The 24,608-nt window shown below is 39.4% G+C and carries 26 protein-coding genes and 1 riboswitch; of the genes, 12 read left to right on the top strand and 14 right to left on the bottom strand.

Going from position 1 to position 24,608, the window contains the following annotated elements; all coding sequences use genetic code 11:
- Positions 1–132 precede the first annotated feature (132 nt).
- The 3 genes from AC1TO6_RS01740 (at position 133) to AC1TO6_RS01750 (ending at position 2,299) form a co-directional block, all read left to right on the top strand.
- Positions 133–711, top strand: coding sequence for a nitroreductase family protein (locus AC1TO6_RS01740; protein WP_482099880.1), 579 nt, complete (start codon positions 133–135; stop codon positions 709–711).
- A 41-nt stretch (positions 712–752) separates the two neighbouring features.
- Positions 753–1,676 carry a DsbA family protein gene (locus AC1TO6_RS01745; protein ID WP_482099881.1) on the top strand — a complete coding sequence of 308 codons (924 nt, stop codon included), beginning with the start codon at positions 753–755 and terminating at the stop codon, positions 1,674–1,676.
- Positions 1,677–1,936: 260 nt separating this feature from the next.
- Positions 1,937–2,299, top strand: a complete 363-nt coding sequence (locus tag AC1TO6_RS01750) for a hypothetical protein (protein ID WP_482099882.1) — start codon at positions 1,937–1,939, stop codon at positions 2,297–2,299.
- Positions 2,300–2,327: 28 nt separating this feature from the next.
- On the opposite strand, the gene AC1TO6_RS01755 is transcribed toward AC1TO6_RS01750, so the two are convergent.
- Positions 2,328–2,933 (bottom strand): YitT family protein, encoded by a 606-nt coding sequence (locus tag AC1TO6_RS01755; protein WP_482099883.1) that lies wholly within the window; start codon positions 2,931–2,933, stop codon positions 2,328–2,330.
- A 216-nt stretch (positions 2,934–3,149) separates the two neighbouring features.
- Between AC1TO6_RS01755 and AC1TO6_RS01760 the strand changes: the two genes are divergently transcribed.
- Entirely contained in the window at positions 3,150–4,745 is a 1,596-nt protein-coding gene (locus AC1TO6_RS01760) for a catalase (protein WP_482099884.1), read from the top strand.
- A 303-nt stretch (positions 4,746–5,048) separates the two neighbouring features.
- Positions 5,049–6,842, top strand: a complete 1,794-nt coding sequence (locus AC1TO6_RS01765) for an LTA synthase family protein (RefSeq protein WP_482099885.1) — start codon at positions 5,049–5,051, stop codon at positions 6,840–6,842.
- 84 nt (positions 6,843–6,926) lie between these two features.
- Here AC1TO6_RS01765 and AC1TO6_RS01770 read toward each other — a convergent pair whose 3' ends face one another.
- Both AC1TO6_RS01770 and AC1TO6_RS01775 read right to left on the bottom strand, forming a co-directional pair.
- Positions 6,927–7,232 carry a magnetosome magnetite crystal formation protein family gene (locus AC1TO6_RS01770; protein ID WP_482099886.1) on the bottom strand — a complete coding sequence of 102 codons (306 nt, stop codon included), beginning with the start codon at positions 7,230–7,232 and terminating at the stop codon, positions 6,927–6,929.
- Positions 7,233–7,561: 329 nt separating this feature from the next.
- Entirely contained in the window at positions 7,562–7,795 is a 234-nt protein-coding gene (locus AC1TO6_RS01775) for a hypothetical protein (RefSeq protein WP_482099887.1), read from the bottom strand.
- 151 nt (positions 7,796–7,946) lie between these two features.
- On the opposite strand from AC1TO6_RS01775, the gene AC1TO6_RS01780 reads away from it, so the two are divergent.
- Positions 7,947–9,209 (top strand): erythromycin esterase family protein, encoded by a 1,263-nt coding sequence (locus AC1TO6_RS01780; RefSeq protein ID WP_482099888.1) that lies wholly within the window; start codon positions 7,947–7,949, stop codon positions 9,207–9,209.
- 360 nt (positions 9,210–9,569) lie between these two features.
- On the opposite strand, the gene AC1TO6_RS01785 is transcribed toward AC1TO6_RS01780, so the two are convergent.
- Both AC1TO6_RS01785 and AC1TO6_RS01790 read right to left on the bottom strand, forming a co-directional pair.
- On the bottom strand, positions 9,570–10,055 hold the full coding sequence (locus tag AC1TO6_RS01785) for a PaaI family thioesterase (RefSeq protein ID WP_482099889.1): 486 nt from the start codon (positions 10,053–10,055) through the stop codon (positions 9,570–9,572).
- A gap of 49 nt (positions 10,056–10,104) precedes the next feature.
- On the bottom strand, positions 10,105–10,824 hold the full coding sequence (locus AC1TO6_RS01790) for an AAA family ATPase (protein ID WP_482099890.1): 720 nt from the start codon (positions 10,822–10,824) through the stop codon (positions 10,105–10,107).
- A 122-nt stretch (positions 10,825–10,946) separates the two neighbouring features.
- On the opposite strand from AC1TO6_RS01790, the gene AC1TO6_RS01795 reads away from it, so the two are divergent.
- The 3 genes from AC1TO6_RS01795 to pepF all read left to right on the top strand — a co-directional run bounded on the left by AC1TO6_RS01795 (position 10,947) and on the right by pepF (position 13,768).
- Positions 10,947–11,375 (top strand): hypothetical protein, encoded by a 429-nt coding sequence (locus AC1TO6_RS01795; protein WP_482099891.1) that lies wholly within the window; start codon positions 10,947–10,949, stop codon positions 11,373–11,375.
- Between the two features lie 151 nt (positions 11,376–11,526).
- The gene (locus AC1TO6_RS01800; RefSeq protein WP_482100111.1) at positions 11,527–11,823 is read left to right on the top strand and encodes a hypothetical protein; all 297 of its coding nucleotides are present in this window, start codon (positions 11,527–11,529) and stop codon (positions 11,821–11,823) included.
- A gap of 124 nt (positions 11,824–11,947) precedes the next feature.
- A complete protein-coding gene (gene pepF / locus AC1TO6_RS01805; protein ID WP_482100112.1) occupies positions 11,948–13,768 on the top strand; it encodes an oligoendopeptidase F in 1,821 nt (606 codons plus the stop codon).
- A gap of 65 nt (positions 13,769–13,833) precedes the next feature.
- Here pepF and AC1TO6_RS01810 read toward each other — a convergent pair whose 3' ends face one another.
- Genes AC1TO6_RS01810 through AC1TO6_RS01820 form a run of 3 tightly spaced genes read right to left on the bottom strand, consistent with a single transcriptional unit; the run spans position 13,834 to position 16,338 of the window.
- On the bottom strand, positions 13,834–14,646 hold the full coding sequence (locus tag AC1TO6_RS01810) for a MetQ/NlpA family ABC transporter substrate-binding protein (protein ID WP_482099892.1): 813 nt from the start codon (positions 14,644–14,646) through the stop codon (positions 13,834–13,836).
- A 17-nt stretch (positions 14,647–14,663) separates the two neighbouring features.
- Positions 14,664–15,335 carry a methionine ABC transporter permease gene (locus AC1TO6_RS01815; RefSeq protein ID WP_482099893.1) on the bottom strand — a complete coding sequence of 224 codons (672 nt, stop codon included), beginning with the start codon at positions 15,333–15,335 and terminating at the stop codon, positions 14,664–14,666.
- Entirely contained in the window at positions 15,325–16,338 is a 1,014-nt protein-coding gene (locus AC1TO6_RS01820; RefSeq protein ID WP_482099894.1) for a methionine ABC transporter ATP-binding protein, read from the bottom strand. Before AC1TO6_RS01820 ends, AC1TO6_RS01815 begins: the two co-directional genes overlap by 11 nt.
- 102 nt (positions 16,339–16,440) lie before the next feature.
- Positions 16,441–16,551, bottom strand: a riboswitch (SAM riboswitch).
- Between the two features lie 169 nt (positions 16,552–16,720).
- Between AC1TO6_RS01820 and AC1TO6_RS01825 the strand changes: the two genes are divergently transcribed.
- Positions 16,721–17,887 carry an aminotransferase class I/II-fold pyridoxal phosphate-dependent enzyme gene (locus AC1TO6_RS01825; RefSeq protein ID WP_482099895.1) on the top strand — a complete coding sequence of 389 codons (1,167 nt, stop codon included), beginning with the start codon at positions 16,721–16,723 and terminating at the stop codon, positions 17,885–17,887.
- 189 nt (positions 17,888–18,076) lie between these two features.
- Here the strand turns inward: AC1TO6_RS01825 and AC1TO6_RS01830 are convergent, their stop codons facing one another.
- Both AC1TO6_RS01830 and AC1TO6_RS01835 read right to left on the bottom strand, forming a co-directional pair.
- Entirely contained in the window at positions 18,077–18,919 is an 843-nt protein-coding gene (locus AC1TO6_RS01830) for an aldo/keto reductase (protein ID WP_482100113.1), read from the bottom strand.
- A gap of 86 nt (positions 18,920–19,005) precedes the next feature.
- Complete coding sequence (locus AC1TO6_RS01835; protein ID WP_482099896.1) at positions 19,006–20,187, bottom strand: MFS transporter; 1,182 nt, start codon at positions 20,185–20,187, stop codon at positions 19,006–19,008.
- A 189-nt stretch (positions 20,188–20,376) separates the two neighbouring features.
- On the opposite strand from AC1TO6_RS01835, the gene AC1TO6_RS01840 reads away from it, so the two are divergent.
- The gene (locus AC1TO6_RS01840; RefSeq protein WP_482099897.1) at positions 20,377–20,748 is read left to right on the top strand and encodes a winged helix-turn-helix transcriptional regulator; all 372 of its coding nucleotides are present in this window, start codon (positions 20,377–20,379) and stop codon (positions 20,746–20,748) included.
- A gap of 121 nt (positions 20,749–20,869) precedes the next feature.
- Here the strand turns inward: AC1TO6_RS01840 and AC1TO6_RS01845 are convergent, their stop codons facing one another.
- From AC1TO6_RS01845 to AC1TO6_RS01855, 3 genes are all read right to left on the bottom strand, one after another.
- Positions 20,870–21,466 carry a hypothetical protein gene (locus AC1TO6_RS01845; protein WP_482099898.1) on the bottom strand — a complete coding sequence of 199 codons (597 nt, stop codon included), beginning with the start codon at positions 21,464–21,466 and terminating at the stop codon, positions 20,870–20,872.
- A 52-nt stretch (positions 21,467–21,518) separates the two neighbouring features.
- Positions 21,519–22,280 carry a class I SAM-dependent methyltransferase gene (locus tag AC1TO6_RS01850; RefSeq protein ID WP_482099899.1) on the bottom strand — a complete coding sequence of 254 codons (762 nt, stop codon included), beginning with the start codon at positions 22,278–22,280 and terminating at the stop codon, positions 21,519–21,521.
- Positions 22,281–22,463: 183 nt separating this feature from the next.
- Positions 22,464–23,315 (bottom strand): GNAT family N-acetyltransferase, encoded by an 852-nt coding sequence (locus tag AC1TO6_RS01855; protein WP_482099900.1) that lies wholly within the window; start codon positions 23,313–23,315, stop codon positions 22,464–22,466.
- A gap of 151 nt (positions 23,316–23,466) precedes the next feature.
- On the opposite strand from AC1TO6_RS01855, the gene AC1TO6_RS01860 reads away from it, so the two are divergent.
- Positions 23,467–24,045, top strand: coding sequence for a uracil-DNA glycosylase (locus AC1TO6_RS01860; RefSeq protein ID WP_482100114.1), 579 nt, complete (start codon positions 23,467–23,469; stop codon positions 24,043–24,045).
- Positions 24,046–24,160: 115 nt separating this feature from the next.
- Here AC1TO6_RS01860 and AC1TO6_RS01865 read toward each other — a convergent pair whose 3' ends face one another.
- On the bottom strand, positions 24,161–24,604 hold the full coding sequence (locus AC1TO6_RS01865; protein WP_482099901.1) for a hypothetical protein: 444 nt from the start codon (positions 24,602–24,604) through the stop codon (positions 24,161–24,163).
- Positions 24,605–24,608 lie beyond the last annotated feature (4 nt).

A 24,608-nucleotide genomic window follows, 5' to 3' on the forward strand; every position in this document is an offset into this window, starting at 1 on the left:
ATTCTCACGTCCTTTCTTTGCTGATAAAAACTTCATAGAACAAGTATATATCAATTTCAGAGTATTTGGATGCTTTATAATTCGAAATAAATGATTATAGCTTCTTATGTCGATATACTTATGTAGTAATGATTGACCACCAATAGAAAGAGGCGACTAATCAAAACACGAAGAAGCATTCCACTTGTAACGGAACAGGCTGTACCAGTGGAACTTATTGAAAAGATTATTGAATCGGGTACTTATGCACCCAACCATCATAGGACGGAACCTTGGCGATTCTTCGTATTGCGAGGCAATGGTAGAACAAAGTTAGGTAAAGTCCTAGGAGAGATTACAAGTGCTGAACAGGAAGATCCGCTGTCCGAGAGTAGTCAATCGAAAATTGAACGAAGCAAAAGGAATCCCCTGCGCTCCCCCGTTATTATCGCGGTAGGTATGGAACCAGGAGAAAAAGAGAATATCATTGAAAAAGAAGAATATGCCGCTGTCAGTAGCAGTATCCAAAATATGCTGTTAACTGCTCACGCGTTAGGCCTAGGTGCAATCTGGCGAACAGGTGCAATTTGTTATCATCCGAATGTTAGAGACTTTTTTGGACTATCCGAAAAAGGTGAAGTTCTTGCATTTATCTACCTCGGTTATCCCGAAATGGAACCGAAGTCTTTTAAAAAGACCAATTTTAGTGAATTCACAACTTGGATTGATTAAAAAAATTTGAAGTAGTCATAATATAGAAATGAGGAATCGAAATGGAAACGAAAAACAACATGATGTGCGACTTAGAAACAGGCATATGCGGGCCTGGTGGTGATACCGTAATGGAATTCATCGACCTCTCTGCACCTACCAAAAAAGTCGATTTGTATTATGTAACGGATCCAATTTGTTCCCATTGCTGGGCATCGGAACCCGTACTCCGCAAATTTGAATCGCAATACGGTCAATACTTCAATATGCATACATTGATGGGTGGATTATTGGAAAACTGGGATGGCTTTTCGGATACTGCAAATGGCATCAATGGGCCTGTGGACGTTGCCGATCACTGGAGAGAGGTTGGTGAACATTCCCGCATGCCGATTGATGGAACTCTCTGGCATGATAATCCAATCAAATCTTCCTTCATTCCTTCCCGCGTTTTTAAAGTGATAGATCAGCAAAGCCCGGATCTTGCAAACGCATTTTTACGACGTGCACGGGAGGCTCTTTTCGCTTTCAATAGAAACATTGCAGAAGACGACATGTTAATAGAGCTTGTCGATAGTGTCGGACTTAACGGGGAAGAAATCATCAGACAATCGAAACTGCCAGAAGCGGAAACTTCTTTGCATGAAGATTTTCAGCTTGTGCGGCAACTAGGCGTTCGTGGCTTCCCTACAATCGTTATATTGAATGAAGAGAAAAAAGGTGTCAAAATTGTAGGAGCACGTGCGCTTGAACAGTACATTGCAGCACTACAACAAATCCTCCCGGGGGATACTATACAACCGAAACAACTATCCAACTTATTGACCTTAATCCAAAAAGAGAAACTGTTATTCTCACGTGAAATCGAAGAGTTTTTTGCAATTGAGGAAAAAGATTTTGAAGCTTTCGTAAGTGAACAATTGGTCAATACCGATTTTGAAACAAAGGAAGTACTTGGCGAAAAGTATATTACAATCATCGGATAGCACTACTCGATGATCAATGCAGCGAGACATCGATAGTATTTGAAATCATGAATAATGACAAAAACAAGACCTAGTGGATCGACACTCGGTCTTGTTTTTGTATCCCCTCTTTCACTATCCAACTCCAAATTCCGGTTAAGTTATTCATACATATCAATCATTCCTAGTTTGTCTCAAAAAACATATCCGCGAGCTTATTTTTCATCATTAATTTGGCAATACTTTAGGATAATCATACAACGGCGGAAGGGAATGCTTTCATGTTTGCTTTGAATGGGGATACTATGCTTTATTACTTTCCTTTCTTATTAATATTAATTACGTTTGAATTGTCTTTGTCTGTTTATAAATCCACTGGTTTAGAATGGACAACTAGAATTGCAGGCGGAAATTTTATTGTCAATGTACTTTGGACTGCGCTCCTTTTGTCCATTATATTAAATCCGAACTTGTTCAATCCTGAATTTGTACCGTATATGGTAGAACTCTACGACAGCACTACAGAGAAAATCACTTTCATAATCGACATAAGTAAGACTTCCATCTTATTAGCGATCATCGTGACAAATTCAATTGATATTTACAACGGATTCAATAATGTCGGAGTTAAAGAAGAAACATAAAAGATTTAATTTCATTCAACATATTTGTTCAATTCAGCTCCATATTTGCACCTCTTACTTTCCCAGTTTTAGCTACAATCAGACTCATTGTTAGACCGGCAAAGAACACTGTCGCAATTGACAATACTATGTGAATTGAAGGTATCAGCAGACTGCCTATTGTAACAATCAGTATATCAACGCTAAATATCATAATGCCTGGATTAATCATCAATTTTCTTGCGATCATTTGTGCCAGTAAATCAGTTCCTCCAATACTAATGTCGAGACGGAGCATCATGCCTATTCCCGTACCGATAATGATTCCGCCACAAATCGCGCTTACTAGTGGAACAGTTACCAATTCCCTTCCAATCATATGTAATGGATACAATAGATCTATAAGTAGGGATGAAAGTAACATGCCATGGATTCCGTGGTAGAAAAACGAACGATAGTACTTCCAAGCCAACATGAAGATTGGAATGCTTACGATAAGAAACGTAAGACCCACCTTAACATCCATCGCATAATGAAAAATCAAACTAATCCCAAGTGCACCGCCATCCAACAACTCAAACGGAACAAGAAACATATTCACACCAACTGCGACTAACAAACTGCCAATAAATATCGTCAACGCTTTTTCGAACATGTACGCGGGATCCCACCTATTTTATATACTTTATAGATGTATATGATTGTCTTGAACATTTCTAAACCCAATAACGACAATTCATTATAATAAAAAAAGAAACGGGAATTAATTCCTTCAAAATAGTGCAGAGTAGGAATGAAATACCTTATTAAGATGAATCAGCGATTGAGTTGCATCGCCTACGTTTCATCACATCAAAGAGGAGGCTATCATTTGTCAAAAGTTCCATCTAATAATAAATCAACTGAAGAACAAGATGACACATTGACGAATAGACAGGGGCACCCTGTTACAAACAACCAAAATATAAGGACTGTCGGCAATCGAGGTCCTGCCGTCTTGGAAAACTACGATTTTCTGGAGAAGATTAGCCACTTCGACAGAGAACGAATTCCTGAACGCGTCGTTCACGCTCGTGGAGCGGGCGCACACGGCTATTTTGAAGCATATGGAACAGCTGGCAAGGAACCGGTTTCCAAGTATACACGCGCAAAACTTTTTCAAGAAAAAGGGAAACAAACACCTGTATTTGTCCGCTTTTCTTCCGTTATACATGGTGGGCACTCGCCTGAGACACTTCGTGACCCACGTGGTTTCGCCGTAAAGTTTTATACAGAAGACGGTAACTGGGATCTTGTCGGGAACAATTTAAAAATTTTCTTTATCCGAGATGCGATTAAGTTTCCCGATATGATTCATGCTTTTAAACCCGATCCAATTACGAATATTCAAGACGGTGAACGATTTTTCGACTTTTGTGCGAGCTCACCTGAATCGTTCCATATGGTGACATTCGTTTATTCACCTTGGGGAATTCCTGCCAACTACCGCATGATGCAAGGCTCCGGTGTCAATACGTATAAATGGGTGAATAAGGACGGGGTCGCCGTACTTATCAAGTATCATTGGGAACCGAAACAAGGTATTAAAAACTTGACTCAAAAAGAAGCAAGTGAAATCCAAGGAACAAATTTCAATCACGCGACACAGGACTTATATGACGCTATCAAAAACGGCGAATATCCCGAATGGGAGCTGCTAGTCCAGGTTATGAGCGACGATGAACATCCTGAACTTGATTTCGATCCGCTTGACGATACAAAGTTATGGCCTGAGGATCAGTTCCCTTGGCTACCTGTCGGCAAAATGGTACTAAACAAAAATCCTGAAGATTACTTCACGGAAGTGGAACAAGTTGCATTCGGTACAGGTGTCCTTGTAGATGGCCTCGATTTCTCTGATGATAAAATGCTCCAAGGGCGTACATTCTCCTACTCTGATACGCAGCGACACCGCGTCGGCGCAAACTATTTGCAACTTCCGATCAATGCACCAAAAAAGCGGGTTGCGACGAATCAGAGCGGTGGGCAGATGCAGCTTAAAGTTGACCGAGCCCCAGGTCAGAACCCGCATATTAACTATGAGCCTTCAATTTTAGGCGGATTGAAAGAAGCTACACAGGATGGAACAGAACACTCACCTTACATTCAAGGTAATCTCGTTAGGGAGTCGATTGATCGACAAAGCAATACAAAACAAGCAGGGGATACGTATCGCATGTTTGAAGACTGGGAACGGGATGATTTAATATCAAACCTGGTGTCAGACCTTTCCAATTGCGACCAGCGCATCCAAGACAAAATGATTGCTCTTGCAGAAGAAGCTGACGAAGAATACGGGCGTCGTTTACGTGACGGATTGGCCCACTCGACAAAAGAAGGTTCGAGTCAAAAACCTCTCGGTAATAGAGACGGTGATAAGGCACCTGATGAAGCGGTGCGAAAGGGTCATAAAGCCAATCCTTATTAAAAAACAGCTCACTCGAATGGGTAATTCCATTTGAGTGAGCTGTTCTATTTCAGGTGCTTTTGCATGAAAGAAAGAGTTCCATTACTATGACTTCTTTTGTGAAATTCTCTACCAATGTACATTGAGGGTTATTCTTTCCACTCTTTATTTCACACCAAAAATTATTTTTGGTACACTGAGTTTATAGATTTTTTATCGGAGGTGTTTTAGGTTAAGAAGTTCAGCGAAACTGTTAAATCTATCCTAACTAATCCTTATATAATCATTTTGACATTCCTATTCATCAAAATAATCGGCTTCCGATTGGTCGTTTTTCATAATAAATCCATCTTACATATTGCACTCATTGAATTCCCTCTATGGGCATTCTTCCTGTCTCTAGTTATTATCTTAGTAAGAAAACGAGTATGGACAGGAATCCTTCTATTTAACATTACATTATCCGTCTTATTCATAGCGATTATCTACTACACACGTTACTTTTCAACGATTCCATCCTATTATGACTTACGGCAGATTTACCAATCAAATTCTGTGGGAGGAACTATCGGACTTCTTAGCAAGCCATATGATTTTCTATTTTTCCTAGATATTGTGCTGATACTTCCGATCGCTTATTACTTTACTAACGAAAAAATTAAACCCTCATTCAAAGTCGGCAGGCGTTTAGCCATACTATTCGGCAGCATCAGTCTCATTACAACGTTATTGGCATTCCGGCAACCACTCATCGATGTTTCATATTTTGCAAAAGAGAATGGCTATTTGCAATCACAAGCCGTCCAAGTTTTCACACGTGGCTTCGGAATTGCACTTGCTTCTGATGTTAATTTATCTGAAATTGACATTGAAAAGCTAAAAGGAAATGATTATGTCCCAGCGGATAAGCATGCCTCGTATGGAATTGCAAAAAATCGACATGTTTTCGTCATACAAGTTGAATCGCTGCAAGGCTTTGTAATCGGTAAGAAAGTGAACGGGCAAGAAATTACACCGAATCTAAATGCCTTATTGAAGGATAGTGTCTATTTTGATAATGTCTATCAGCAAATCGGTGCTGGCAACACATCCGACACAGAATGGCTTATGCATACGTCCATCTATCCCGAAGGCATGGACCCTACCGTCAATGTCATAACTGGTGATCCCGTTCCCTCCCTCCTACACACTTTAGGGGAAAAGGGTTATGGCACGGCCACGTATCATGCAGATACCATCACCTATTGGAGTCGTGATAAACTATACCCTGCACTCGGTTTTGATTATGTCTATACAGATGAAGATATTCCGGAAAAACTAGAAATAGGCTTCGGACCGGCAGATGAAGTGCTGTTTGATTTCGTTTTAAAACAACTGCCTTCGCAATTAATAAAGAACAAAAAAATGTACTCTAACATCATAACAATGACGAGCCACACTCCATTTGAAATGCCTGAAACTCTTCAGTATCTCACACTGCCAGGCAGTTATGACGACACGTATGTTGGCAATTATTTTCAATCCATCCGATATACAGATGAACATATCGGGAATTTTGTTGATACACTGAAAGAGGATGGTCTGTATGATGAGTCGCTGATACTTATTTACGGGGATCATTCAGGAATTCACGGGGCTCCTGTCACAGATAAAGACGAGTCAATACTTTTGGATTTGCTCGGTCATCCCTATAACTTGTCTGACCGTTTTGTCATCCCGGTCATTTTTACTGGAGGTGGACTTTTCAGCGGTGAAACGATTAACCACTTGGGCGGGCAAGTTGACTTGATGCCGACCTTATTGAATTTTCTCGGTATCCAACATCATGAGCAGATGATGGGTCACAATTTGTTTCACTACGAAAACAATTTACTTGGTATGCGTTATTACTTGCCTGGCAGTTCTTTCATAAACAATGACTCATTATACGTTGCACCAAGTGCTAGATTACCCGCAACGCTCTATAACTTGGAAACAATGAAAGAGAAACCACGTAACAATAAAACTCAGCAATCTATCGATAACACGCTACAAATCATGCAACAATCGGATCAAATCTTAAACTCCTATACTACTCGAAATAAAAAAGCCGATCACAATAAGTCTGGTAGTAAGTGATTTAATCCAAGCGATGAGCTAAAAAACTTAACAATGATTAAAAGACACGTTCCAATATATGGAGCGTGTCTTTCGTTTTCACTATTAAATCCATCTACCAACGATCGGATAATCGTACGATTCCCCATTTAGTGCCTTAATAATTCCAATGATTGGAACGATAAGCCACATTAAAAGGAACCCAAGAATTAATGGAATACCAATAATTACGACTATCAGTAGTGCAGATACGAAAATCAATGCTCCCATCACTAATTGAAAAAGGATTGCTTGTATTGCCACTCTTTTAACTTCTAAATCATCAATAATAAGATAAATAACGAATGGAACCAAAAATGGAGCGAAAAAAGCACTCGCATGAACCAATACTTTTAAACCTGTCTTTTCCAAATACAAAAACCTCCCCCATTTATTCCATTAGCTTATAATACGGTTGAAAGAAGGGGAAGTTTCATTTATCTCAAGATTCACTATCGCTCCTTTGTTCATGCTGCAAATTTAACCAATGCGGTTTATAACCTGCATCTTTTACAATTCATTGAAAGTGCAGAAACCTATCACCAGCAAAATACTCTTGCGATAAAGGTTTTCCATGTCCCGCCAAATTATCCATTCGGCCACATTTTGTATATTCCTTTAGAATATCACCTATTAAATCATTGTATGGAGGATTCAACTTATCTTCGCTCATACTCGTAACGACGCTTTTTCTACTATTTTTAAACTTTCATTATTTCACTGCTCCCTGTTGTATAGTCCAGTTTCATCCGTTCCAATTCTATCTTCATCTTTTCTGTTTCCATGATATAGTTTTGCTGTTTCAGTTTTTCCAATTCAATTTCATCGCGCATAAACTCCCCTTTTATTTTGACGATACGACGCTGGTGATCAGTAACAATAGCAATAATCGGTACACACATGACAAGCCCAACAATTATGACTCCTTCTAGCATATAAATCCCCCTTTACCATATTGTTAGTTCCATTGTACATTATCGGAATTGTCAGTCACAAGAAAGTTAATTATTTTATTCAACTTAAATAAGGGTACTATAAAAATTTCGGGGCATACTTTTATAATACATTGCAAGAAAGGCGGGCAAAATGTTGAAATATACACTCGAAGAAGCAGTGATAAAATATGCAATTCCAATGGATTCGGATCCGGAATTTGCCACTCTAATCGATGCAATTGGAGATGCTTCGATTGTACTATTGGGTGAATCGAGTCACGGTACTTCTGAATTCTATAAAATACGTGCGGAAATTTCTAAGAAGTTGATTGAGCAAAAAGGATTTACAGCCATTGCTGTGGAAGGTGATTGGCCTTCTGCACAAATAGTCAACCAATATATAAAGGGTTACAGCGAAAGTGATGCAACTCCAACAGAAATTGTCAAAGCATTTAAAAGATGGCCAACTTGGATGTGGGCTAATGAAGATATAGCTGATTTTGTTGAATGGTTAAAAACGCATAATAACAATAAAAACCCGGATAGAAAAGTGGGTTTTTACGGCATTGATATATATAGCCTATGGGAATCAATGGAAGAAATTATTCGTTATCTAACAGATACTAATCCTGACGGTGCGGACCTTAAGCTTGCGAAGAAAGCTTTTGCCTGTTTTGAACCTTTTAACGGTATGCCGGATCATTATGCAATTTCCACAGCACATTTTTCACAAGTCTGTACTAATGAAGTTAGCGAATTACTATCGTCAATTCGTTCGAATATAAAAAACTACGATGAAACCAATGAAGCCGATTTGAATTTAAAAGTGAACGCAATTATTGTTGATAAAGCTGAGGAATATTACCGCACCATGATTAAAGACAATACACGATCCTGGAATATCCGCGACGAACATATGGTGAATGTAATTAATGAAGTGAAAAATTATTACGGAACAAATTCCAAAATAATCGTTTGGGAACATAATACACATATCGGAGACGCACGTGCCACAACAATGCAAGACGATGGAATGCTGAATGTCGGTCAATTGCTCCGCGAACAGTATAAAGATGACGAAGTCTACGCGGTGGGGTTCGGTACACACCAGGGCACTGTCATTGCAGCCGAGGAGTGGGGTGTCCCATATAAAGTCATAAATGTACCTCCTGCACGAAAACATTCTTGGGAAGCTTTGCTACATCAAACAGGAGCATTCGATAAGTTATTTATCTTTGACGAAGAAAACAAGGAACACTTCATCAGCTGGATTGGTCATCGAGCAATTGGAGTCGTTTACAACCCTGAGAATGAGGCATACGGAAATTATGTTCCTTCCCAAATGGGAAATCGATATGATGCATTTATATTTATAGATCAAACCAAGGCGCTCACCCCGATAGTTGAAGCATAGAAAAAGAACAAGCCAGTTTGAATACTCAATTTGGCTTGTTCTTTTGGCTTCTTACTTTAGATATGCAAAGCGTCAATTACAACGGCATTTCTATCAACGTTTCATGGTGATTAAGTCGCTCTCGCGTTTTCCTCCAATAACAACGAGTAAGATGGTTGCGAGGATTTCGACTATTGTCTTCATTTTCATTTCCCTCCTTGCCCCCTATCTTGTTCTATATAATTATAAGGAGCTGAAATCAGTCTACCCAACTGTTTCATTTGGCATTCATTTTCAATACTCTTTAATTATTTATATACTAATACGAAAAAAAGCCGACTGCCTAATGGCAATCAGCATGTACTATTATTGTTTTAATGATTATTGTGCAAAGGTGGCTGGCATGACAACTGCAACGACTTCTCCTGTTGCAACAAGTGACTCGTCCGCTAAAACCTCAACTGATACCTTAAATTTCTTTGGATGGATTTCTTCTACTTTACCTACCGCTTTTAATAATGTTCCTTGTTTAGTAGGTTTTAAGTAATTCACGTTCAATGATGCAGTGACGAAACGTGGTGGTTCTACTTCGCTCTCCGGTTCATTACCGTTTTTCCGGTGCAAGGCAAGCGCAGCCGAGCCCGTCCCATGGCAGTCAATAAGCGAAGCAATAAGTCCCCCATAGACAAACCCTGGAATTGCAATATGTTTTGGTGACGGTTCGTAAAAAGTTACCGTCTCCTCCCCCAGCCAACCTGTACGGAAGTGGTAACCGTCTTCATTTAATCTACCGCAACCAAAACACCAAGCAAAATCATCAGGATAGTTATCTTGTATTGCATTTACTACTTCTCTTTTCGTCTCCATTATTCCAACCTCCCCCATTCCATATTAATTATAACATTCTGATAAGTAATCAATCATTCAAAATATCTTTTAAAAACTTTTCTCTATGATCAAGGAAGTATTTTGTAATCTGATAGTGCTCTGTCATTTCATATTCCGTTTCTTTTATCACTCCATCATCAAAACTCAAAATGGTTGCATCAGGATAGCCTAAAATGATTGGTGAGTGAGTGGCGATGATAAACTGACATTCCTCTTCTTGGACAAGATCATGCATGATACGCAGAAATGCCAACTGCCTTTGCGGTGATAATGCGGCTTCGGGCTCATCCAACAGATAAACGGCTTTTCCATTGAAACGATTTAAAAATAATGACAGAAAGGATTCCCCATGTGACTGTTCATGTAGAGACTTACCGCCATAGCTCTCAAGCGCGGCTGCTCCTAAACTGTCAATATGTGAAGCAAAATGATAAAAAGATTCGGCCCGTAAAAAGAACCCTTTTGTCACTTTAGGCATCCACGACAAGCGTAGATACTCACTAATCGCACTTTCAGATGCGTCTACATCGTAACTATTATTTCTTCCGCCACCCGCTGAATTAAATCCGCATAAATCTGCAATCCCTTCAAGTAACGTTGATTTACCCGACCCATTTTCTCCTACAAAAAACGTAACGCTTTTCTTTAAATCCAGTTTTGACATTGATTGAATAGATGGAATTGAAAAAGGATACTCATCTAGTGAACTTCCTTCATCATGCATTAGCGTAATTCTTTTCAAAAACAATTGCTCACACTCCCTTCTATTAACCTTTTTGTATGAATAAGCATAATAGTATTGGTCACATTACTATTCAAAACACAATCGTCTGCGTATACTACATAAACGAGTTACAGGAGGAATTGAAGATGATAATTAGAGGACTTATACTGCTTGCCATAATGATGGGTGGAACTTACGCAATGGTCCAGTCCCTCCACGATTACGATGACAAGGAGTTTATAGTACTTCTTGACACTATTCAAAACCCTTTCACTTCACTTATACTAACAAAAGCTTCTCCACTCGGCTACAATATCGAATATACCAAAGACGAAGATAAGATTGAAAGTTTGCTCGACTTTCTCCAAGATTATAAAATTCGGAAATTGAAGCCGGAAGATATTAGACTTGAGGACAATATCGAAGAGTACAGCATTATGTTACAAGATGAAGACGGTAACGAAATTACGATTATCCTAAATGAGAATTTAATCATCCAAAACTCATTACTCTATTACGAAGTCGTTGACGGACCACTAGATGTTGACTGGTTAGTTCAGTTATTTATAAAATAGGTAATTTGCAAGGACAAGAAACCTGAAACTTTCTTGTCCTTTTTTTGTTGACTTGCTTATCGTTTTTAATACAATTGTATATTACTCGTTGAATGTTTCAGCTATCGTATATACTTGTTAATAGGCATTAAAAAAGGAGTGTATTTCCGTGATGGAATTTAAAAGTATCGATGATCAAGTCATTCAGAAATATCAGCAGGATGAACAGCTGATGATCAGGTTATTTTTGCAATGGTGTTCAAATAACGACTTAAATCCACATGTACTGTATGGCAAAGCTTATCCAGAGCAACAAGAAAACGAAACGATGAAAAAAATAATAGAAGAAGCAAAATTTGAAGAAGAAATAGACATTGACAATGAAACAATGCTCGATGTATTGCAGCTTTTCGGCAATGATGAACTTGCTTTTGTCGTAACCGATGAGATTCAAAGGCTTTCAAAGTAACGCTTTTATCTTTCTGAAGGTTAAGAAAATATAGACTCAATCTTTTATTATTATCAATTCTCCTATATACTAATATTTAGTTCGACATCCGTAATAAAAAGGAGTGATTCGATTGGTTAAAAGTATGCCACTGCGTTCAGATGTACCGAAAGAAGAAACGTGGAATTTAGAGGATCTTTTCAAAACTGAAGAAGCATATAACAATGCAATAATCGAGTTAGAAAAGAACGTTGAAGTATACGTTAAACAATTCAAAGGAAATATTAAGAACGCCGCTTCTGTAAATGATGCGCTCAAAGGCTTTGCAGCAATTTACGAACAAATTGTTCCTGTCGGTACGTATACAAGTTTATCGTTCAGTACGGATCAGACAGATGATGAAGCACAAATGCGTTCAAGTAAATTCGGTTCTACTGCGGCAAAAATGAACAGTAAACTTTCCTTCATTGACAGCGAACTTTCCCTCTTACCTGTCGATGTATTAGAAAATGCAATGAAACAATCTGATGTGTTCAAAAATTATTTGGAGAAATTAATCCGTAAAAAGAAGTACCAATTGCATCCTGAGGTTGAAAAAACATTGGCTGCGTATTCATCAACATTCAACGCTCCTTACGGCTTGTATAATACGACGAAAATGGTCGACATGTCGTTTGATGATTTTGAAGTCGATGGAAAAATGTATCCATTAAGCTATGTATCGTTCGAAGGTGACTGGGAATCGGAAGCAGACACGGACAAGCGCCGCGCTGCGTTTGACGCATTTTCTGCAAAATTAAAAGACTACCAGCATACAACAGCAAAAACGTACGATATGCATCTTCAAACAGAAAAAACAACATCCGATTTACGTGGATATGACACGATTTTTGACTACTTATTATTCAATCAAGAAGTTGATAAATCCATGTATGACCGTCAAATTGACTTGATCACGAATGAACTTGCACCTCATATGCGTAAATATGCAAACCTTCTAAAAAAAGTCCACGGACTTGATAAAATGACTTTTGCCGATCTGAAAGTTCCACTTGATCCGACTTATGAGCCGAAGATCACAATTCAGGAATCGAAGAAGTATATAGATGACGCTCTTGCAATCATGGGCGAAGACTATGTTAACATGGTGGATCGTTCGTATAATGAACGATGGATAGATTTTGCTCAGAACAAAGGTAAATCGACGGGTGCTTTTTGTTCGAGCCCCTACGGTAACCACCCATATATTCTCATTTCATGGACCGGTAGCATGGAAGACGTATTTGTACTTGCTCACGAACTTGGTCATGCAGGTCATTTCTATAATGCGAATCGTGAGCAGAATGTATTCAATGCACGTCCATCCATGTACTTCATCGAGGCCCCTTCAACGATGAATGAAATGCTTGTTGCAAACCATTTGTTAAAAAACTCGGATGATCTCAAATTCAAACGTTGGGTCATTTCATCCATCGTTGCACGCACGTATTATCACAATTTCGTGACACATTTATTGGAAGCTGCATACCAGAGAAAAGTGTATGAACGCATCGATTCAGGTGGTAGTGTCAATGCGGGTGTCTTAAATAACTTTAAACGCGGAGTCCTTGAAGAGTTCTGGGGGGACACTGTAGAGATTAATGAAGGTGCCGAGCTAACATGGATGCGCCAGCCCCACTATTACATGGGCTTGTATCCATACACATATAGTGCTGGACTTACGATTTCCACACAAATGTCTAAACGTATTTTGAAAGAAGGTCAACCTGCTGTCGATGAATGGCTGGATGTCCTCAAAGCGGGCGGTACAAAATCACCTGCTGAACTCTCAAAATTGGCAGGTGTGGATATTACAACAGAACAACCATTACGTGACACAATTGCTTACATCGGTGATTTGATTGATGAACTCATCGTTTTGACGCAAGATATCGAAGCAAATGAAAAGGCGAATGTCTCACAATAAATTCAAAAAAAAGCTGACGAAACCGTAATGGTCTCGCCAGCTTTTTGCTATCTATTTTGAAATTCTTATTTCATCCACTCGGGTTTACCAAAACCTTCAAAATCCGAATCAATCACTTTTTCAAATTCTGCTGACTCTACGATATCAATAATATCTTTAGCAAATTGTTTATCGGTATTTTCCGTTTTTACTGCAACAACATTTCTGTAAATATCAAGCATATCTTCCAGAACCAACGCATCCAATAAATTCATGCTTGCAGCAAGTGCGAAGTTTCCAGGAACGGCTGCTAAATCAGTGCCATCAAGGGAGCGTGGAAGCTGTCCCGCTTCGATAGGTTGAAATACTAAGTTCTTCTTGTTCATTGTGATATCCTTTTCGGATACTTTTAATACTTCTGCATTAGGATCGAATTCAATCAGACCCACGTCTTGTAACACTAATAGAGCACGAGCCCCATTGACAGGATCGTTTGGAATGGCAATTTTTGCGCCTTCCTTAATTTCTTCGATAGACTTGAATTTATTGGAGAATATCCCCATTGGAGCTGTTGGAACGATAATCAGTGGTGACAATTCCGCTTTAGTTTCTTTCACAACATTCTCCAAGTAAGTCGTGTTCTGGAACAAGTTTGCATCAATATCACCACTTGCTAAGGAGTTGTTCGGCTGAATATAATCGCTGAACTCGACTAGTTCCACTTTATATCCTTTTTCTTCAAGTCCGGGAATAATCGCCTTTTTTAACATATCGCTGTACGGTCCTGCAGTCGAACCAAGCTTCAAGGATTTATCATCAGATACTTCTTCTTTACCACCACAAGCGGCAAGCACTGTTCCAAGTATAAGGACTACTACAACAAATAGAAACTTTTTCATAATTTTTTCTCTCCCTATCATCTTTTATCAACAACTTTTGAAATACGATCTCCTGCAAATTGAATTAGTTGTACAAAAATTATTAATATCACGACAGTGACAACCATAATCGTATTGTCGTAACGATAATAACCAAACCGGATTGCTAAATCGCCGATTCCTCCACCGCCGACAACGCCTGCCATCGCCGAATAGGCGACTAAACTAATGACTGTCATTGTCACACCTTGAATAATACTTGTTTTCGCTTCCGGCAGTAGCACATCTTTGATAATCATCCATGGCGTCGCACCTACCGCGATTGCAGCTTCAATGACACCTTTATCAATTTCACGTAGCGAAGTCTGCACGATTCTAGCAAAAAACGGGATCGCAGCAGCAGATAACGAAACGCTCGCTGCGCCAGGACCAATCGGAGTTCCTACTATTAAAATAGTCAACGGGATCAGCGCGACTAGTAAAATAATGAACGGAACAGAACGGACCATATTGACGATAAAACCGAGAACTGAATTCAATACCCTGTTCTCTAAAAACAGTCCTTTTTCCGTGGTGAACAATAGGATTCCTAACGGCAGTCCAATAACCAGCGCGATGACAAGAGAAATACCTATCATATAAAGCGTCTCACCAAATGCTTTCGTAATATCAGGCATTAACTCCATAACATGTTGAATATCAATTCCCATATTCAATAACCTCCACTTGGGCAGCCCGCGATGACATATAGGCAATGGCCTTTTCTATTTCGTCATCTTCCCCTTTAAGTTCCATTAAAAAAGTACCTAGAGGCATTTCTTGAATATATTCAATCGAGCCATGAAGGAAATTACCTTGTACCCTAAATTGCTGGACCATATCTGAGATAATTCCCTCGCCCGCCACATCCCCTTTAAACATAACTTTAACGAGTTGTCCCGTACACCTACTCAATATTGCTGATGGAACATCAAACGATACGACACTACTGATAAACTCCTTGGTTAATGTTTCTTGAGGGTTTGAAAAGATATCATATACTTGTCCTTCTTCAATCACTTTGCCATTTTGCATAATCGCCATTCGATCGCAAATTTCCTTCACTACATTCATCTCATGCGTAATTAGAACAATTGTAATACGCAATTCCTTATTGATTTTTTTCAAAAGCCGTAAGATTGATAGTGTTGTATTCGGATCGAGTGCGGAAGTTGCTTCATCACAAAGCAAAACGGATGGGTTATTCGCGAGCGCACGAGCAATGCCCACTCTCTGCTTTTGGCCACCACTTAACTGTGCAGGATAGACGTCACGCTTATCAGAAAGGCCGACCATTTCAAGCAACTCTGTCACCCGTGTATTTATTTTATCGGGAGATGTTTTTGCAGCTCGTAATGCAAATGCAATATTTTCAAATACAGTCTTTTGGCTGATTAAATAAAAGTGCTGAAAAATCATTCCGATTTTCAAACGCGCCAGACGAAGTTTATTTCCTTTTAGATTCATCAGATTTAAACCGTCGACTAAAATCGTTCCACTCGTTGGTTTCTCCAATAAGTTGAGGCATCTGATAAGTGAGCTTTTCCCTGCGCCCGAGTAACCGACGATTCCGAAAATCTCTCCTGTGTTTATGTCTAACGACACATTATCAACGCCGGTAACAACTCTCTCTTTTGTTGTATATACTTTCGACACGTTTTGTATTTGTATCATATAAATCTCCTCTTTCTTTAAATGGAAGTATGAAATCTCTGGATGCCTGACCATATAAAAATGCTTCTTTCATAATAAGAAAGAAGCACCGAAAAAGGTTTCAGCTCATCTTTCAGAATGAAGTTCACTCTGTAGGAGTTAGCACCTTCCTTGCTTTACACAAGGGGTTGCTGGACGTCATAGGGCCTATCCCTCAGTCTCTCTTGATAAGTACCATTATATTATTGTTTTGATGATATACCATTAATAGTAGTCATTTCTAATTAATTTGTCAACCTATCATCATGCTATCCTTTTCGGAAGTATTGTCAATTAAGTTGCATTCCATGTATACTAACCTTAAAATAATAGTTTTTTACTATATAGAAAACGGGGTTATTAAATGGCACTATCAAATCGATTAAAAAACTTACCGCCGCACTTTTTCGCATCACTTGTAAGAAATGTTGAAGAAGCTCTTTCGGAAGGTCGAGACGTTATTAACTTGGGGCGTGGTAACCCCGACCAACCTACTCCACCTCACATTGTAAAAGCACTTCAAGAAGCGGTTGAAGATCCAGCAACACACGGGTACTCCCCGTTCAGAGGAACGCCCGAATTAAAACAGGCGGTTGCCGACTTTTATAAGCGAGAATACGATGTTCAAATTGACCCGACAACAGAAGTCGCAATTCTATTTGGTACAAAACCCGGCTTGGTTGAGTTACCGCTTGCCATAATGAACGAAGGTGAATTACTTTTGCTTCCGGATCCTGGATATCCCGATTATTTATCAAGTGTAAGCTTGGCAAACATTAAATATGATTTAATGCCATTGGTAGCCGAGAATGATTTTTTACCTGATTATAATGCCTTAACGGAAGAACAAAAAAAACAAGCAAAATTAATGTATCTGAACTACCCGAACAATCCAACCAGCGCAACTGCCAATATACCTTTCTTCGAAGAAACGGTTGCATTGGCAAAAGCCAATGATATTGCCATCCTTCACGACTTCGCTTACGGTGGAATCGGTTTTGACGGCGTTAAGCCTGTCAGTTTCCTACAGGCGGAAGGCGCAAAAGACGTTGGCATTGAAACGTACACGTTGTCAAAGACCTATAACATGGCCGGTTGGCGGGTCGGCTTCGCTATCGGTAATGCCGATATCATAGAAGCAATCAACTTATTACAAGACCATCTATTCATTGATATTTTCCCGGCTGTTCAGCGCGCGGCTGCGGCTGCGTTAACAGGAAGCCAAGATTGTGTAGATGAACTCGTATCCCTCTACGAAGGTCGCAGAAATGTCCTAATTTCCGAATGTAGACGAATCGGTTGGGACGTCGTTGCCCCAACAGCTTCTTTCTTCGCTTGGTTGCCTGTTCCAATAGGATATACAAGTGAGTCTTTAACCAATTTACTATTGGATAAAGCGGACATTGCCGTTGCACCCGGGCACGCCTTCGGAAAACATGGCGAAGGTTATGTACGCGTAGGCTTATTAGTAGAAGAAGATCGTATAGTTGAAGCGATTGCAAGGATTGAAAAACTCGGTCTATTTTCTTAATGATTATTGTGTCTGTTGAAATATAGAATCATTTTAACTTCGCTTGCGCTAAGGAATGGCTCTGGCTGCCCTTGAATGGAGCCTATGCACAGTTTATACACCGTATTCACTATTTCCACTCATCTAATTACCAAAGTAAGGGATCAAAACTTGTGTAGTTTTGATCCCTTACTTTTATGTTAATTCATATTAAAATTTAATGTTATCCGGGTCTGGACCAACTCGATGATTCTTATTCAAACTATCGATGCATGCCATATCTTCTGCTGTTAACTTGAAATCGAACACGGTAGCGTTTTCGGCGATGCGATGTTCTTTCGTAGATTTCGGAATTGTGATAACGCCATTTTGTAAGTCCCAGCGTAAAATGACTTGGGCTATGGATTTACCATATTTATCGGCAATTTCTTGAAGTTCCGTATTATCGAGCAACCCTCCCTGCATAAGCGGAGACCATGCTTCCAATTGAATATCATGTTGTCGGCAAAATGCATGCAGTTCTTTTTGTGTCAAACGTGGATGATATTCCACTTGGTTTAGCATCGGTTTAATTTCCGCATCTTTCATCAAATCTTCCAGGTGATGAATCTGGAAGTTACTTACACCGATTGCTTTAACCCGACCTTCCTTATAAAGGGTTTCCATTGCGCGCCATGCTTCTTTATATTTACCAGCTACTGGCCAATGAATTAGGTATAAATCCAAATATTCTACACCTAGTTTAGTTAAGCTTTCTTCATAAGCTGCGATTGTCGTTTCGTACCCCAACTCTGAATTCCAGACTTTTGATGTGATGAATAGATCTTCTCTTGCAACTCCAGATTCCGCCATTGCTTGACGAACACCTTGTCCCACGCCGACTTCATTGCCATAAATCGCGGCTGTATCGATACTGCGATAGCCATGTGTAATTGCAGTTTTCACTGCATTCACCAGTCCTTGTCCCTCTTTAACTTTAAATACCCCAAGACCCAACCAAGGCATTTTCACGCCATTTTGCAATGTTGTTGTTGATTGTAAGTTGTTCATAATTCAATTCCCTCCAATGTTGTAATTACCACTATATTGCAATCATTTCTCGTCTAAAATTGCTCCCTTATTCAGGATGTGCCTAGTTTTTACTGATCTTTCCTTTCCAGTGCTCCGCTGATTCCTGTTAATAGTGCGGCAATCAGTACCATTGTCCCTCCAATCCAAGCCGTATGAATGAGCCCAATCGAATCTGTTACTACTCCCCCTGTGTAGGCACCTATTGCAATTCCCCCATTAAATGCAGCTATGTTCATTGCGGAGGCAATGTCTACTGCACCTGGCACAAAACGTTCGGCTAACATGACGACATACACTTGAAGTCCCGAAACGTTCATAAATGCAAATAAGCCCATCAAAATTATTGTGATAAGACCTGCGACCTTAAATGGTACCGTAAACGTCAAAACAATAAGCACAATTGCCTGGGCGATAAACATATAGAATAGCGAACCGATCGGGTTTTTATTTGATAGTCTTCCGCCTATCATATTACCGATTGCAATCGCGATTCCATAAACAAGTAAAATCATCACGATTGTTCCTTGTTTAAATCCTGTTATCGTTTGAAGCATCGGTGATAAGTATGTGAATACGACAAATGTTCCTCCGTACCCAAGTGCCGTAATCGTCAATACTAGCAATATCCGACTATTTGTCACGAGCTTGACTTGGTTCCGAATAGATGTGGGTTTGCTTTGACGTAAATCGGATGGTACAAGAATACTATTCGCAATTAACCCTATAATCCCTATAATTACGATTGCCACAAAAGCATAGCGCCAACCAAATTGCTGTCCAATAAATGTACCGAATGGAACTCCTGTAATCGTAGCAACTGTGAGTCCTGTAAACATGATTGAAATTGCGCTTGCTCTGCGATTTTCGGGAACAACGTCAGCGGCAATCGTCGATCCAATCGACATAAATACACCGTGTGAAAATGCAGAAATGACACGGGCAAGCAGTAAGACCGAAACACTTGTTGCACTTGCCGCGATGCCGTTCCCTATAATAAAGACTACCATAATCCACAGCAGTAATGATTTCCGCGGCATTCTAGAAGTGAGTGACGTTAAAATTGGCGCACCAATCATTACGCCTAGTGCATAGAGCGAAACAGTCAGCCCAGCTGTTGTAACCGATATATCGAGATCTTGAGAAATCAGCGGCAATAGCCCCACACTGATAAACTCCGTTGTTCCAATTGCAAATGCACTGACAGCTAAGGCAAGCAGTGCAAACATACTTCTCTTTTTATCTAAAGTCATTCTTTTCCTTTCCTTTCTATTCTCACGTTATATGATTAAATCGACGAAGAGCTAAAATTCATATCGTGTAACCCACCGCTTATGTTAGTATGATTCACAAGGGTCATAAAGAAAAGTACGCACTTTAAAGTGCTGTAGGTACCAATTAGTGATATAGGTACTTTTAGGTTCCTATAGAGGAGGATTATAATGACAAAAAAGAAGTATAATATATCTGTCGAAGCGACATTAGAAGTGATTGGCGGAAAGTGGAAATGTGTCATCCTCTGCCATTTAACTCATGGTAAAAAACGAACCAATGAACTGAAACGACTCATGCCTGATATTACGCAAAAAATGTTAACGCAACAATTGCGTGAACTGGAAGCGGATGGCGTTATTAACCGGATTGCATACAACCAGGTTCCCCCGAAAGTGGAGTATGAGCTAAGTGAATATGGTTTAAGTTTAGGGAGCATTTTGGATGCGCTATGTGCATGGGGAGATGTTCATATCACGAAGGTATATGGAGATAAATTTTCTGTCCTAGGTGATAGCGTCTTGAACGATAAGCTGAGATAACTGACTGCATAAAAAAAAGAGATTCCATTCACACGGAATCTCTTTTTCCACTTTGCAGGGAGGTTATTTTCGACTGCATTTTTTTCATTGTCATAACATCTCTGCCCTTCTTTGTAGTGCGTTAAAAATCACCCTTTATGATTTTTTCGAGCTCACCATAGTCCTGATTATAGCGAATCTCTCCTATTTTACCCTCCTCGGGTAATACCGCAAGGCCCGTTATCTCGGCTTTCTTTTTGTTGCCGCCCTCTTTTTTATACTTTACATGAACCGTAAAGCCGTAATCACTGGCCCGATCCTCGCTTTGTTCCACGTCAATCTTGTCGACAGTAATTTGATAGCCTGAGTTATCAGCTGCAACTTGATAATTCAAAGGGTAAATTAGAATGTGTCTGTCATATCCTAATTCGGTGAAATGCGGTCCGTATATCTTCTCCAGATAGTTGGTGAACTCTGTATCATCCGGCGGTGTATCCGGATTGTTGCGTTGTTGTTTTATCAAACCGTTAAAAATTCTAGTAAATTCTTTGTCGGGAGCAGTAAATTCATGTTCAAGTACAGTTTGAATGGCAACCTTATTTTTGTCTTCTGGTTCCGTTACCGAACATGCTGCAATCAGCAATGAAAAAAGTGCGAGGGAAAGCAATAATCCGATATCCCGATGTTTGTTTCCCCTTTGAGTGGTAGATGGATCCCTCCTAAAGAATTTACGATACATAAAGTCAACTCCCCGTATAATGTATGGTCAATTTATTTCACAAAGATAGTATCTACTCTTTATTAGCCACAGCTTCAAACGTTATTGCCTGTTTTGGGTTCACCGGATACTCCCCAAAATTATAGTCCGAAGAAATTGTAATATTTTCAAACCCTATGTCTTCTAAGATTAGCTTGAATTCTTCTATTCCATACCAACGTAAAGGGAATCGTTCAAGTTCGGTTTGTAAAAGCGTACCGTTACGCCATTTCTCATATCGCCCATGCGCTATTGAGTACTGATGGATATAGTCAATTTCCACAGTTTTATTTTCCAATGTGATACTATCACCGTTTGCACATTCCCAAGTTCTAGTCGAGACTTTGCCTATCGTGACATCGGACTGCATAAATAAATCAACAATTAACCTTCCACCATCTGCAAGATGATGGTGAAAGTTTTTCAACGCTTCAATAGACTCTTCTCTTTTATGCAGTAACAAAAATGTACCCGCAGGGATAATTATGGCATCATATTTCTGATTTAGTGAAAATGACTCCATTTCTCCTTCGAAAAGGTTAGGGGTTAGACCCCTTTTTTCGCAGTTGGTACGACAGATAGTTAACATATCAGCCGAACTGTCAAATCCATCAACCTTAAATCCTTTTTCCATAAGTGGTATCAAGATTCGACCTGTACCGGTGGCGGGTTCGAGAATACGTCCTGTGCAAGAATCTAATCTATTTAAATAATATTCCACATCCCCGAATGAATGCCCTATAGGTTTGTCTAAATCATAGACTTCAGAAGATAACCTACTATAATAACTTAACAATTTACTACTCCTTTCAACTTCCACACTTATTTATCATCAAATACAATTATCTTTAAATACTCCAACTATTAAAATGTATAGATGACGCTATATTTTAGAACCTATCGCCTATAGCACATTAAATTGGTAATTTTTATTTCAACTTAATAAGGTACTATCATACGGCAATGCTAAATTTCACATTTATCCCCCTACAAAACCAAGCTGAACAGAATTTGCAATTTGTTGATAACCAATTTCTTGATAGATTTTGTTCGATGTCTGATTCAATAAATCTGTATAAAGAACGCAGAACTTATATTCTTTAAGAAGTTCTTTTGTTCCAGTAGCAACCATCGTCCGGGCATAGCCTTTTTTCCTCTCTTCCCTAGGTGTAAATACGAGAGACACTGTAACGCCATGATTTGTCGGGCGCGCTTTTTTCATCATTGATACGACTTTCCCGTCATCCTCCCACAAAAACACTTCCTGTTCTTCTACAAATGATGCAACTCTCTTTTTTACATCTGCTTCAGCTGAAGATGGTAATTCTGCATCTTCTTCAAACAAACTGTACCACTTTTCAATTAGCGGACAGTCATCTTTATCTGCAAAACGCCAGGAACCCGGGCTGTGCTTTAATGACTCATTTACGTTATCCAGTCGGTATATTCCTTGATCCATCAACAATTTATGAGTCATACCTATTTTTGCTTCCCATTTCTCTGCAAAAAAGTATGCCCATGGTTTCAAACTAATGATAGAACTAATTTCGGTTCCAAGTTCCATTAATTCTCTAATTAACAAATCCATACATTCTTCCAACCTGTCTTCATCAGTAAAAACAAGGTTTAAAGCATGCGGAGGTGTCATTTGAAATAGTGCTAGCACTTCCCCATCCTCTTCAATTGTTGCCATGAAGGGGTTTTCATACCTTCCTGCTTTGATAGCATGCAACACACCAAGAAAAAGACTGTAGACATCTTCTTCTTTAAATAAAGTCGGTTCCGCTTTTAATGCGAATTCATTCACGTCTACAAATTGCTTCAATTCCATTCCCACCAACTCCATTCACAGTAATTAGTTTCTTCAAAATCTTACTCCAATTTTACCATAAACGACCAGTACACTGTAGCGTAGTTTGAAATCCATTGATTAGAGGAAAGCTTTAAAGATTGAGTCTGACCAGTAAAGGGAGATGAAAACCATATCTGACTTTTGTCCAAAAACATTGACGGAGGAACCAACCCCTAATCAGCTTGTAGATTGTAAGTTATGCGGTTTATATGAACACGGAACACGGATGGTCTGGGGTGAAGGTAATCCGAATGCGCCCATTATGATTATTCTAGATAATCCAGGAGCACGTGAGGACCGTGAAGGTGAGGAATTTCTTTGCGGGACGCGGCAAACTCTACAAGAAGTTGCCCGTGAGGCAGGCTTAAAATTAGATGATTTGTATGTCACTTTTATCTTGAAAAGAAAACCCGTGCGCGCCTATGAAAAAGAGGTAACCCGTCAAATCTGTATGCAACATTTAGATCAACAGCTTACAGAAAAGAAGCCCAGTCTAATTCTTTGCTTGGGAAATGTGGCGGTCCAATCTTTTTTTCAAAATACCGAAGTCGATGTGAAGTCATTACGGGGTAGTTGGCATGATGTACGAGGATTTCAGACGGCCGCCGCTTACCATCCACTTGCTGTTAGACGTCGACCTAACTTACGTTCATTATTTTTACAGGATTTGAAGTTCGTTTCAGAACGGTATGGTGATTTAATCCGGTAACAGGCACCCTTTCAAATTGAATCTATTCAGGCAACTCACTATAAATACAAAAAAGACATGCATCAGCTAAAATGCATGTCCTTTTCTATGTATGAAGAGTACTTCTCATTCATATTCACCAAAGCATCGGTTTTTGAACCATGAGCCAAAGCATAATCAGCATAAGACCAATATATATCCAAGAAGTTGTATTCAAACGATTAAGTACTTTATTTTTATCAGTATCCGGATTTTTAAATTTCCGTAAGACAATTGTAAATCCTTTGGCCAGAAAAACTCCAGATAAAAGCATTACTGCAAGCGTCAAAATTACCCATGATGTATACCATGGCCAAGGTCCAAATATTAATAAGAGGGCACCGGTGTAGACAAGAGAATGTCCTGCATGCATGACGATGCGGATGATGACGTTGATAACAGATAAATAAGTTTCCTCTATTACAGTTTCAACGTCACGCAATCGCTTAATAATCGGCATTAATATAAATAATGGACCTATGGCGAGGACAGCACTGATAACGTGCAGAAAGACAATCGCACCATAGATTCCCGAATTCATTCAG

Source organism: Sporosarcina sp. Y352 (assembly GCF_056786535.1).

Excerpts from the sequence above, each read along its gene's own strand:
- AC1TO6_RS01755 (WP_482099883.1), bottom strand. The coding sequence starts at position 2,933 with ATGTTCGAAAAAGCGTTGACGATATTTATTGGCAGTTTGTTAGTCGCA.
- pepF (WP_482100112.1), top strand. The coding sequence starts at position 11,948 with ATGCCACTGCGTTCAGATGTACCGAAAGAAGAAACGTGGAATTTAGAG.
- AC1TO6_RS01750 (WP_482099882.1), top strand. The coding sequence starts at position 1,937 with ATGTTTGCTTTGAATGGGGATACTATGCTTTATTACTTTCCTTTCTTA.
- AC1TO6_RS01855 (WP_482099900.1), bottom strand. The coding sequence starts at position 23,315 with ATGGAATTGAAGCAATTTGTAGACGTGAATGAATTCGCATTAAAAGCG.
- AC1TO6_RS01775 (WP_482099887.1), bottom strand. The coding sequence starts at position 7,795 with ATGCTAGAAGGAGTCATAATTGTTGGGCTTGTCATGTGTGTACCGATT.
- AC1TO6_RS01825 (WP_482099895.1), top strand. The coding sequence starts at position 16,721 with ATGGCACTATCAAATCGATTAAAAAACTTACCGCCGCACTTTTTCGCA.
- AC1TO6_RS01845 (WP_482099898.1), bottom strand. The coding sequence starts at position 21,466 with ATGTATCGTAAATTCTTTAGGAGGGATCCATCTACCACTCAAAGGGGA.
- AC1TO6_RS01785 (WP_482099889.1), bottom strand. The coding sequence starts at position 10,055 with ATGGAGACGAAAAGAGAAGTAGTAAATGCAATACAAGATAACTATCCT.
- AC1TO6_RS01795 (WP_482099891.1), top strand. The coding sequence starts at position 10,947 with ATGATAATTAGAGGACTTATACTGCTTGCCATAATGATGGGTGGAACT.
- AC1TO6_RS01810 (WP_482099892.1), bottom strand. The coding sequence starts at position 14,646 with ATGAAAAAGTTTCTATTTGTTGTAGTAGTCCTTATACTTGGAACAGTG.
- AC1TO6_RS01835 (WP_482099896.1), bottom strand. The coding sequence starts at position 20,187 with ATGACTTTAGATAAAAAGAGAAGTATGTTTGCACTGCTTGCCTTAGCT.
- AC1TO6_RS01865 (WP_482099901.1), bottom strand. The coding sequence starts at position 24,604 with ATGAATTCGGGAATCTATGGTGCGATTGTCTTTCTGCACGTTATCAGT.
- AC1TO6_RS01780 (WP_482099888.1), top strand. The coding sequence starts at position 7,947 with ATGTTGAAATATACACTCGAAGAAGCAGTGATAAAATATGCAATTCCA.
- AC1TO6_RS01820 (WP_482099894.1), bottom strand. The coding sequence starts at position 16,338 with ATGATACAAATACAAAACGTGTCGAAAGTATATACAACAAAAGAGAGA.
- AC1TO6_RS01840 (WP_482099897.1), top strand. The coding sequence starts at position 20,377 with ATGACAAAAAAGAAGTATAATATATCTGTCGAAGCGACATTAGAAGTG.
- AC1TO6_RS01815 (WP_482099893.1), bottom strand. The coding sequence starts at position 15,335 with ATGGGAATTGATATTCAACATGTTATGGAGTTAATGCCTGATATTACG.
- AC1TO6_RS01800 (WP_482100111.1), top strand. The coding sequence starts at position 11,527 with ATGGAATTTAAAAGTATCGATGATCAAGTCATTCAGAAATATCAGCAG.
- AC1TO6_RS01745 (WP_482099881.1), top strand. The coding sequence starts at position 753 with ATGGAAACGAAAAACAACATGATGTGCGACTTAGAAACAGGCATATGC.